The sequence below is a fragment of the Mycobacterium sp. genome (genome assembly GCF_032161845.1).
Classification (GTDB): Bacteria; Actinomycetota; Actinomycetes; order Mycobacteriales; family Mycobacteriaceae; genus Mycobacterium.
Window position 1 is genome coordinate 1 of the sequence record NZ_JAVRQA010000443.1, and the last position, 2,670, is coordinate 2,670.

Here is a 2,670-nt window from a genome sequence, read left to right on the forward strand (position 1 = left end):
AGCTGATCGGCGAGGTGATCACGAACCTCAACACCGTGCTTGGGACGTTCGGCGCCCGCGACAAGGAGTTCGCGCAGGGCCTTGACAAGCTGTCCGACCTCGCGCAGGGCCTCGCCGACCGCAGGACCGACATCGCCAACGGGGTCGGGTACGTCAACGCGGCAGCGGCGTCCGTCGCGGACCTCCTCACCGCCGCACGTCAACCGATAAAGGACATCGTGGCACAGACCGACCGGGTGGCGGGGCAGGTAATGGCCGATCGCGATTTCGTCGACAACCTGGTCAAGACGCTGCCCGACGCCTACCAGATCCTGGCCAGGCAGGGGCTCTACGGCGACTACTTCGGCTTCTACCTCTGTGACGCCATCCTCAAGGTCAACGGCAAGGGCGGCCAGCCGGTCTTCGTCAAGCTCGTCGGCCAGGATTCCGGACGGTGCACACCGAAGTGAAACGACCAAACATCAAGCGGCTCAACGTCAAACCCCTGGCCGAACGCAACAGGGTGACCGTCGGCATCGTCGGCACCCTCATCCTCGTGGCGCTGGTAGCAGCGGCCTTCTCCTACGATCGGCTGCCGTTCATCAAGGGCACCTCCGACTACTCTGCGTACTTCGCCGAGGCCGGTGGCATCAAGCCCGGTAGCGACGTGCGGGTGTCGGGGCTCAGCGTCGGCAGGGTCTCCGACATTCGCCTCGAAGGAACGAAGGTGTTGGTCGACTTCACCGTTCGCGACGGCGTCGAACTCGGTGACCGCACCGAAGCCGCGATCAAGATAGAGACCGTCCTCGGTACCAAGATGCTCGAGCTGACCCCGCGCGGCGACGGCGAGCTAACCGGCTCGATTCCCGTCGAGCGGACGACGTCTCCGTATGACCTTCCGACCGCTCTCGGCGACCTGACCACGACCATCAGCGGCCTGGACACCACGCAGCTGTCCAAGGCGCTGACGACGCTTGCCCAAACGTTCGCCGACACCCCGCCCGATCTGAAGGTCGCGTTGGAGGGAGTGGCCCGGTTCTCCGACACGCTCGACGCCCGCGACGCCAAGCTGCGCAACCTCCTCGCCAACGCCAACAAGGTCACCGGAGTGCTGGCCAAGCGCAGTGATCAGATCGCCAAGCTGGTGGTCAACACCAATACCCTGCTCGCCGAACTACTTTCGCAGCGCGCCTCCCTCGACGCGTTGATGAACAACCTCACGGGGGTGTCGAAGCAGTTGTCGGGTCTCGTCGCCGACAACCGGACGCAACTGAAGCCCGCGATCGACAAGCTCAACGGCGTCCTCGAGATTCTCGACAACCACAAGCAGGAGATCCAGAAGAGCCTCGGCTTGATCCGCCGGTACGCGATGTCGTTCGGCGAGGTCCTTGGATCCGGGCCTTTCTTCAAGGCCTCACTGGTCAACCTGATTCCGGGTCAGTTCTCCCAGCCGTTCATCGACGCGGCGTTCTCCGACCTCGGGTTGGACCCCAACGTGCTGCTGCCGTCCCAGCTCGTCGACCCTGGGGTCGGCCAGCCGGGCACGCCTGCGCTGCCCTCGCCGTTTCCCCGCACGGGACAGGGCGGAGAGCCGAATCTCACACTGCCCGATGCCATTACCGGCAACCCCGGTGACCAGGGGTGTGGTCCGCCCGGCCTGCCGCTGCCCGGCCCGACCGGTTGCTACCCCTACCGAGAGCCTCTGGCCGCCCCGCCGCCGGGTGGCCCACCGCCGGGGCCGCCCATCGTCTCCGCGCCGTCACCGACGCCGACACCGGTGTACGTGCCCGCCCCCAACGAGGTGCCGCCGCCGTTCGTCGGCCCCGTGGCGACGGACGGGGGGCAGTGACCATGTCGGTGCGGATGGTGAGGATCGCGACCGCGATCACCCTCGTCGCGACGCTGGTCGTGGCGATCACGCTGGTGTCCACGCCGTGGTGGGATCGCGTCACCAAGGACAGCTTCGTCGCGTACTTCGCGAACGCCAACGGTCTCTACACCGGCGACGAGGTACGCATCCTCGGTGTCGCGGTTGGCACGGTCGACGAGATCGACCCGCAGCCGGACAGCACCAAGGTCAGGTACTCGGTCGACTCGCAGTACCCCGTACCCGCTGACGTCCGCGCCGCGATCCTTTCGCCGTCACTGGTCAGCGCACGGGCGATCCAACTCGTCCCGGCATACTCCGGCGGTCCGAAACTCGCCTCGGGCGAGTCCATTCCGCAGGCCCGGACAGCCGTCCCCGTCGAATGGGACGACTTTCGCCAACAGCTCGAGAAGCTGACCGCATCCCTTCAGCCGACGACGCCGGGCGGGCCGAGCCCGGTCGGAGAATTCATCAACACCGCCGCGGCCAACCTTCGCGGCGAGGGGGACACCGCGCGCGACACCGTCATCAAGCTCTCACAGGCGATGTCGGCGCTCGGCGACCACAGCACCGACATCTTCAGCACGGTGCGAAACCTCCAGCTGCTGGTTTCGGCGTTGTCCTCGAGCAGCGACCTGCTCGCCCAGTTCAACACGAACCTGGCCGACGTGAGCACCGTGCTGTCGAACTCGCCCAACGAGGTGGCCAACGCGACTCAGGGTCTCGACGCCGCGGTCACCGACCTGCGTGGGTTCATCGCCGACAACAAGGAGGGACTCGGCGTCACCTTCGACCATCTGGGGTCGATCACCAAGGCGCTCAAC

The 2,670-nt window shown here is 66.4% G+C and carries 3 protein-coding genes; all 3 read left to right on the forward strand.

What is annotated here, in order from left to right; all coding sequences use genetic code 11:
- Positions 1-449: MCE family protein (locus QOD90_RS24235; protein WP_526353854.1), on the forward strand; the 449-nt coding region annotated here is incomplete at its 5' end.
- Positions 446-1,828 (forward strand): MCE family protein, encoded by a 1,383-nt coding sequence (locus QOD90_RS24240; RefSeq protein WP_526353856.1) that lies wholly within the window; start codon positions 446-448, stop codon positions 1,826-1,828. The genes QOD90_RS24235 and QOD90_RS24240, both read left to right, overlap by 4 nt.
- Positions 1,825-2,670, forward strand: an 846-nt coding sequence (locus tag QOD90_RS24245; protein WP_526353858.1) for an MCE family protein, incomplete at its 3' end; no start/stop codon positions are given. The genes QOD90_RS24240 and QOD90_RS24245, both read left to right, overlap by 4 nt.